This window comes from Kitasatospora sp. NPDC127111 (assembly GCF_042677465.1).
Taxonomy (GTDB): Bacteria; Actinomycetota; Actinomycetes; order Streptomycetales; family Streptomycetaceae; genus Kitasatospora.
In genome coordinates this window covers 21,854-29,329 of the sequence record NZ_JBHXTG010000096.1, presented here as the reverse complement: position 1 = coordinate 29,329, position 7,476 = coordinate 21,854, and the positions used below count along the sequence as shown (strand labels likewise).

The window sequence follows — 7,476 nt, the reverse complement described above, 5'->3', positions numbered from 1 at the left end:
GGAGAGCTACCTCGCCGGCCTCCACCTCCGCGGCGCGGTCATCTGGATCAAGGACCTCACCCGGGCCCACTGATCACGACCGAATACCTGCCCTAAGGGCCCACTGGCCCTGACCCACAGCAAGCGCAGCAGGCCCGCCCTCCTGTGGGACCAGTCAACCCGCCTCCCGCTGCACGCCTGGCACGATCCACGCCACCGAGCGGTCACGCTCTCGGGGAACGTGCTGGTCACCGTAGCCGACGACGGACGGTCCCGCGTCCTCGACCTCCGCAACGGACGTCGACTGCGCACGATGCGCTTCCCCTCCTCGGCCACACGGGTTGCGGCCAGTACGGACGGACGCGTCGTCATCACCGTCGACGGCTCGTTCAGCAACCGCGGTGTCATCCGCCTCTCCCACGTGGACGTCGGCATGGGAGAACAGACGATCTCCGACGAGTCGGTCAGCTGCCTCGCCCTGACCCCCGCCGGCGACCTTCTGCTGACTGGCTCCGACCATGAGGTACGCCTGTGGGACGTCCGCACCGGCGACCTCCTGTGTGACCTGGAAGGCGGCCACACCGCTCCGGTCTTCGGCGTGGCCCTATCTGCAGACGGCTGCCATGCCGTCTCGGCCGACGTCGACGGCACGGTCCAGTGCTGGGACGTGGACTGGGAGTACACCAGACCGCCCCAATGACCCCCCTGCCGTGTGAGCCGGAGCCGCGGCATTCCGACGGGCTCGTGTCCTTCGGCCAGCGCGTTCCAAGGCGCTGTACGGCGGTGGCGCTCACGGCGCAGCGCGTGCTGGAGGGCGGTGTCGTGGTCAGCGTCGTAGCGCTCGGCGCGGGTGGCGGCGGTGTGGTCGTGGACGCGCTGCCACTCGGCCAGGGCGTCGGCTGCGGTGGCGTAGGCGGTTTCGTCGCCTGCGGTGGCGTGCCGGTCGGTGCAGCGTTCCTCGAACCGGGCCTGTTCCAGGGCCTACTGGAGGTTCTCCAGGGTCATCCCGGCCGCCCGGTGGTAGACCCGGCTGCGGACGTCGCCGAGCAGCCCGTGCTCCTGGTCGTCGGGCTCCTCCTCGTCTTGGATGTGGTCGGGGCGGCCCGGGTGCTGGGCAAGAGCGGCGTGCAGCGTCGCGCCGGCTTGCCACGCCTCGGCGTGCACGACGAGCTCCGGCACGGCAACGCCCGGGCGGGCACCGAGGACGACCCGGCCGTCGACCAGGGCCACCCAGCCGTCCAGGCCGTCGACGTCGCGCTCCGTCCAGCCGCGGGCGAGGCCGACGCCGTGGTGGAGGGTACGGATGCCGTCGTCGCCGGACCAGCGCAGTCACATCGCGCCACGCACCAGCGGGGAGTCGAGGATCGGGCTGCCCAGGTCCCGGCCGGCGGGCGCAGGCCGGCTGCTGTGCCGGCCCAGCTCCAGCCGGTCGGTTGCGGCGGCGGGGCCGGGTCGAGGCGGGTGGTGTCGGTCATCACGCGGTGCCTCCGGGATGTCGAGAGCGTGGGGCGGGTAGCGAGCAGGGCGGCCCGGTGTATGGGCCGCCCTGGGCCGGTGGTGCTACCGGTCGGTGCTGCAGTCGTGGTCGGCCTCGACGTAGTCGCCGTCGGCGAACTGAAATTTCCAGGGACCAGCCGCAGGTGCAATCGGCCCGGCCCTCCCATCCGATCTCGGGACCGTCGTCCTGGTCACAGTCGTGGTCGGCGTCGACCAGGCTGCCGTCCTCGAACAGTGCATCTCCGCCGTCGCCGCACGAGCAGGTCCACTGCGCGTACCAGGACACCTTGGGCGGCTGCTGGGTGGTGGTCACTCGTCTCCTCCGGGGTGGGCCGCCCGCCCCGGGCGGGCGGGCGGCGGGTGGGACGGATCAGCCGGCGAAGGTCTCGGTGTGCCAGTGCAGCACGTCCAGGAGCGCGGCCTGCTGGTCGGTCAGCTTCCCGTCCGTGCGGGCCTTGTCCTGCTTGCGCAGCCACGTGCCGGGCCGGAACGTCGGGTCGGCTTCGCCGCCGGTGCGGTTGGCCGGGCCGTCGAGGGTGCCGCCGGCGGCGAGGTAGGCGAGCAGGCGACGGTAGGAGCGGTTCCAGTCCGGCTCCAGGCGCCACAGCTCGTCCAGCGCGTCCAGCTTCGCGGCCTGGTCGCGGGTGAGGCCCGCGGCCTTGCGCTGGCGGCGCATCCACGCGCCCACCGCGTAGTCGTCGAGCTTCGCGGTCGCCGGGATCGCGAGGTGGCCGTGCTGCTGGTGGAACGCCTTCGCGTAGGCGTAGCCGCGTTCCCAGGCGTTGGCGTTCTTCGACCAGATCATGCCGAGCGCGTCCAGCTCAGACACCCGGGCCGGGTCGAGCAGGCCCTGCCCGTTCAGGTGGCGCTGACGGGTAAGCCAGGAGATCAGCTCGCCGTGCTTCTCGCGGTCGGTGGGGTCGAGGTGGCCGTGCTCGATGTGGAACCTGGCCGCGACGGCGTGCATGCGCTGCCATTCGACCGCCCTGGGGTTGAACGCACGCAGCTTGACGGTCTGGAGGATCCGGGCCGCATGGTGCCGGGCGTTGATCCGCAGCCACTCGATCGGCGACTCCACCGGCGGCGCCGGCTGCTCGGTCTCCCCGGCCTCCGCCGCCTCACCCTCGGAGTCCGCCGTGGTCGTGGTGGTGTGCGCGGTGCCCTGCGAGCGGCTGGCGCGCAGCTCGGTGATCCGGCCGACCACCCGGGCGTCGTGCGCGGCCAGGGCGCGCAGGACCCGCCAGATCGTGCGGAAGCTGGAGGCCTCGATCTCGGCGTCGGCCTCCGCCTTCACGGCCTCGCCGGCGTCGTGGACCTCGGCCGGGTGCGCCGTGGCGGTGTCGTCGCCGACCGCTGGCGTCGGCAGGTAGACCGGGATGATGATCCAGGACACCTTGCCCTGCCGGTAGGACTGGCGCAGCGCGCGGCCGACGGCTTGGACGATGTCGATGACTGAGCTCTTGGGGTCGGCGAAGCAGATGGCGTCCACGGCGGCGACGTCGATGCCCTCCGAGAGGAGGCGGGCGTTGGCGAGGATGCCGCACTCCTCGCCGTCCTCGCCGGTGTGGGCCTTGAACTCGGCGAAGGCCTGGCGGCGGTCGCGCAGCCGGTCGGTGCCGGCCATCGCCTTCGCCCAGATCCGCTCCGGCCGGTCCGCGTCCGGCAGCAGCTGGGAGGCGTTCAGCAGGGTGTTCGCGAACTCCCGCGCGGCGGAGACCCGGGAGTGGAAGGTGATGACCCGGCGCAGCTCCAGGCCGGCGACGGCGCGCAGCACCGCGATCTGCAGGGCGAGGCGCAGCAGGTCTTCGTTGGTGCGCTGGGATCGCAGGTCGGCGACGGCGGGGAGGTTGAGGAGGTCGCGCAGGTCCTCGTCGGTGACGACGGGGACCAGGACGCGGTAGTCGGCGAGGTAGCCGTGCTCGATCCCCTGCCCGAGCGTCCAGGTGAAACAGGTCTTGCCGTAGATCCGCTCGTCATCCATCGAGCAGATCACGGCCCCTTCGGCCACGTCGACCACCTCGTTGGGGATGCGGGCCTCGTCGAGGATGCGTGGGGTGGCGGTGAAGTACAGCCGGCGCTTCGCCGGGACCTGGGCGTCGTTGTGGATCGCGGCCCACGCTTTGCCCTCGGAACCGGCGGTGCGGTGGGCTTCGTCGATGACGACCAGGTCCCAGGCGGGCACGTCGAAGTCGCGGTGGGCCTGGACGATGCGCTCCAGCGAGGCGTAGGTGGCGTACACGGTGACGGGTTCGCCGGTCTTCTCCTTGGCGACCAGGTCGGCGATCCGCGCGGCCTGCGTGGTCACCTGGGCGTGGACGCGGCCGCCGGCCTCCGCGCTCTCCAACGCCTCCTCCCGCGAACACGCCGCCACCGCAAGGCCCCGGCGACCGCCCCGCAGCGACCAGGCCTCCGCGGTCTGCTCCAGCAGCTCGATCGTCGGCACCAGCACCAACACCCGCCCCCGCGCGGACAGGCGCCGCGCGCAGCCCGCCGCGATCAGCGTCTTGCCCGAACCGGTCGCCGCGACAACCGTCGCCCGGCCCCCGTCCTTCACCTCCCGCACTGAGGCCGCGACCGCGTCCTTCTGGAACCAGTGCAACGGCAACGGGTTGGCCTGCGCGGCGCCGAGCGGCTGCGCCGGGACCAGCAGCTCGGCCGGCACGTCCTGCTCGACGATGGCGGTGGTGGTCTCCACGGCGGTGATTCTCCTTCGTCTGCCGGATGGTACGGAAGGCGGGCGTGCGCGGGGTGAGGTCAGTCCGGGTAGGCGTAGAGGTTGAGGGCGTCGATCAGGCCCTCGACCAGGTCGCCGAACGGCGTGATCTCCCAGTCGGCGTCGAAGCAGTGCTCGGTCAGGAGTACATCCGCGAGCTCGTCGGTCAGCTCCTGGGCGTCCTCCTCTCTGGGCGGTGTGTCCGGGTCGAGGACCACGCCGCGCGCCTCTGCGGCGCGGCGCAGCACGGCGAGCTTCTCGTCGGAGCCGGTGAACCAGGCGGGGCGGTCGGGGGTGGTCACGGAGTCCTCTCAAGGAACTGGCGTCTTGCTGTACGGGCGGGTTGTCGGGCGGGCTAATCGGGCACCCAGCCCCTCACCTCCAGGTACTGGATGTCGGCGTCCTCGACGGCGCGGCCGGTCTCCACCAGCCAGGCCCGCATCGCCTCGGTGACGTCGCCGTGGTGCTCGGCGACGCGCCGGGACCACTCGGCCGCGTCGAAGCCACCGGTGCTGGCGGAGCCGTAGGTGCGCTCCTCGGTGCCGTCCGCGCGCGGGATGAACCCGCGACGCAGACCCGGCGAGTCCTCGGTGGAGCCGGCCGAGTACGTGAACTGGTCGGCCTTCATCCGCACCGTGAACGCCAGCCGGCCGCCGGCCTGGCCGGTCTCGTGGACGACCGGGGCCAGGTGGGAGGCGCCGGACTTGATGGCCTGCTTCCCGGCCCGGCCTGCCATCGACCCGCCGGCCTCACCGACCACGTCCTTGCCCCGCACCCGCGCCTTCTGGCCGGTCTTGGTCCGGCGCGGCTCGACGTTCGCCCGGGCGACGGCGCCGAGCGCCTCGGCGTCGCGTTCGCCGCCGCGCACCGCCCGCACCACCTGGCGCAGCGCGTTCACGAAGGCGGCGCCCTTGCCCTTGGTGAAGAACTGGGAGACGAGGGAGGCGTCGCGGCCGAGCATCTTGGCGATCTGGCGCTTGGTAAATCCCTGCTCGATCAGCTCCTGGGTCAGGCGCGCGGCCTCGTTCGGGTTCTGCGGGTCGGCCGGGCTCACTGGTCAGTCCCCTTCGCAGCGAGTTCGGCCCGGCCCTGGCCGCGCAGCTTCAGGTATTCCTCCTGGCTGGCCGGATGCGGCAGGGGGCCGGTGAGGTGGCCCTTGAGGAGGTAGTCGCCGGGCTCGCCCCGGTAGGGCCAGGGCTGACGCTCGGTCAGCGCGATGCCGTCCGTGCCGAAGTACACGACGGTGCCGGGCTTCGCGTGCAGGGCGCCTGCGTGGCCGATGACCTCCTTGCCCTGGCGGTACTTCATGTCCAGCAGCGCAGCCCGGGCGCCGGACCAGACGTAGGCGGCCCACTCGGGGTGGGCGTATGGGTCGCGGGAGAAGCCGGCCTGCCTCTGCCAGGTGACCACGTCGCTGTCCTGGCCGAGGATCTCGACGCCGGCGGGGAGTGCCTCGCCGACGGGTGTGGTGCCGGAGACCAGGCGCGGGCGCTGGGCGAAGCCGCCGAGGCCGAACAGCAGCACCGAGCGGACAGCGCGGGAGGCGAGGTAGGCGGCCTGCCGCTGGCGTTCGTCGCCGTGCATGCGGGAGAGGTTGGTCAGGTCGGCCCAGGCGGCCTTGAGTCGCTTGCCCCACTCGTCGAGCGGCTTGCCGTCCTCGAACAGCAGGCCGCCGAGGACCTCGACCTTCCACGGTGCGATGTGGTTGGACAGGGCGAGGTGCACCTCCGCACCGCCGGCCCAGGTGGTGAACGTCGTCCCCGGCTCGGCCGGGTAGATCCAGGCGCGGTCACCGGTGACGGGGGCGGGCAGCAGGCCGACGTGGTTCCACCCGGCCGGGACGGTCACGCGCACGTTCCAGTGCGAGCAGGACATCAACGCCTTGGTCTGCTCCGCCTCGGTCATCGCCGCGAACGCGGCCGCGGTGATCCGGCGCGGGGTGCCGACCGGGGACTTCCACAGGTGCTTGGCGTAGGCGAACGTGCGGTCGTACTCCACCAGCGCCGGGAGCTGCTCCGGCAGCCGCGGGGGCAGGATCAGCTCGGTCCGGCCCTGGCCGCCGGTCGCATGCAGCAGACCCCGCAGCTCCTCCGAGAGGACCGGGTAGCCGCCGGCCCACTTGCCGGTGGTCGGGATGGTGCGCGACCACAGGTCCCGGCCGGTCTGCGACGGCGATCCCATCAGGACCGCGTCGTCCCAGTGCCGGCGCAGCGCCTGCCACAGCAGCGTGAACGCCTGGCGGCAGGTGATGACGTCGGCGTCGTCCGGGTCGAACCACTCCCCCATGCTCCGGATCTCGGTGGTGCCGCTGTCCGGCGCGGCGACGGGGGCGTAGCGGCCGACGGGCTGGCGCTGGTGGACGAAGTGCCCGGCGAGCTTGTCGCGGCCCGCACCGACGGCGGTGGTCCACCGCTCGGACGGGGTGTTGAGCCACGCGGCGACGGCGTCCTTGAGGGTGCTGTAGCGCTCGGCGCCGTCGTGCCACGGAGCGCCGGCGGTGATGTAGACCCGCTCCGTGCCCGGGGCGGTCGCGAGGACGGCGTCCAGGATCTCCCCCGGGGTGCGGGTGCCGAGGTCCAGGCGCGCCACGCGGTCGCGGACCGCGAGGTCGCCGGTCGCGGCGTCCAGGAACACCGTGCTTCGGGCCTGCTGCGTGAAGTTCGGGCGCTTGGAGACCAGCCCGGTGGTCACGGCCTCGAAGCGGGCACCCGCCGCGCCCTCGGGGAGGGTGGGCAGCTCGCGCGGACCGACGGCAACGGCCGGACGATCCACCGCAGCGACCGGAGTTGCCGGGGCGACTGGCGCACCAACAGCGGGCCCGGCCGGGGCGGGCTGCTCGGCAGCGGCCCGGCCCTGCGGGGACGTGGCGGAGTCGGCCTGTACGCCGGGTTCTGTCTCCCCGGTAGCCGGCTCGGCGGCGGGGCGGGTCAGCGCCGGGGCAACCGCGACGGCAGGCTCGGCGACCGGCTCGGCCTCCGGGGCAAGGGCGGGTGCAGCGGCGACGGCCTGGTCCTCGGCCTTGGCGGCGCGGACGGTGGCCGGGGTCGGGTCCAGCAGCGGCGCGATCCGCACCACGTCCCCGACCGACAACCCGGAGGCCTTCGCGACCGCTGCGGCCTGGGCACCCTCGTACCCCGCCAGCCCGGCCACCCGGCGCGCACGCTGCTGGTTGAGCTTGTCCAGCTCCTTCTGCGCGGCCGCCACAGCCTTCTCGGCAGCCGTGATCTCGGTGCGCAGCCCGCGCAGAGAGGCGAGCTCGGCGGTGTACGACTTGCGGTCCATCAGGG

General features: G+C 73.0%; 6 protein-coding genes. 1 reads left to right on the top strand and 5 read right to left on the bottom strand.

Annotated elements, in window-relative coordinates; all coding sequences use genetic code 11:
• Positions 1–220: 220 nt before the first annotated feature.
• Positions 221–679, top strand: a complete 459-nt coding sequence (locus ACFVHB_RS36105; RefSeq protein WP_380330920.1) for a WD40 repeat domain-containing protein — start codon at positions 221–223, stop codon at positions 677–679.
• Positions 680–960: 281 nt separating this feature from the next.
• Here the strand turns inward: ACFVHB_RS36105 and ACFVHB_RS36100 are convergent, their stop codons facing one another.
• From ACFVHB_RS36100 to ACFVHB_RS36080, 5 genes are all read right to left on the bottom strand, one after another.
• Positions 961–1,209 (bottom strand): hypothetical protein, encoded by a 249-nt coding sequence (locus ACFVHB_RS36100; protein ID WP_380330917.1) that lies wholly within the window; start codon positions 1,207–1,209, stop codon positions 961–963.
• A 637-nt stretch (positions 1,210–1,846) separates the two neighbouring features.
• Entirely contained in the window at positions 1,847–4,171 is a 2,325-nt protein-coding gene (locus ACFVHB_RS36095) for a Helicase associated domain protein (RefSeq protein ID WP_380330915.1), read from the bottom strand.
• A 59-nt stretch (positions 4,172–4,230) separates the two neighbouring features.
• Positions 4,231–4,491, bottom strand: coding sequence for a hypothetical protein (locus ACFVHB_RS36090; RefSeq protein WP_380330912.1), 261 nt, complete (start codon positions 4,489–4,491; stop codon positions 4,231–4,233).
• 53 nt (positions 4,492–4,544) lie between these two features.
• On the bottom strand, positions 4,545–5,243 hold the full coding sequence (locus tag ACFVHB_RS36085; RefSeq protein ID WP_380330909.1) for a helix-turn-helix domain containing protein: 699 nt from the start codon (positions 5,241–5,243) through the stop codon (positions 4,545–4,547).
• Positions 5,240–7,471, bottom strand: coding sequence for a hypothetical protein (locus ACFVHB_RS36080; RefSeq protein ID WP_380330906.1), 2,232 nt, complete (start codon positions 7,469–7,471; stop codon positions 5,240–5,242). Before ACFVHB_RS36080 ends, ACFVHB_RS36085 begins: the two co-directional genes overlap by 4 nt.
• Between the last annotated feature and the right edge of the window lie 5 nt (positions 7,472–7,476).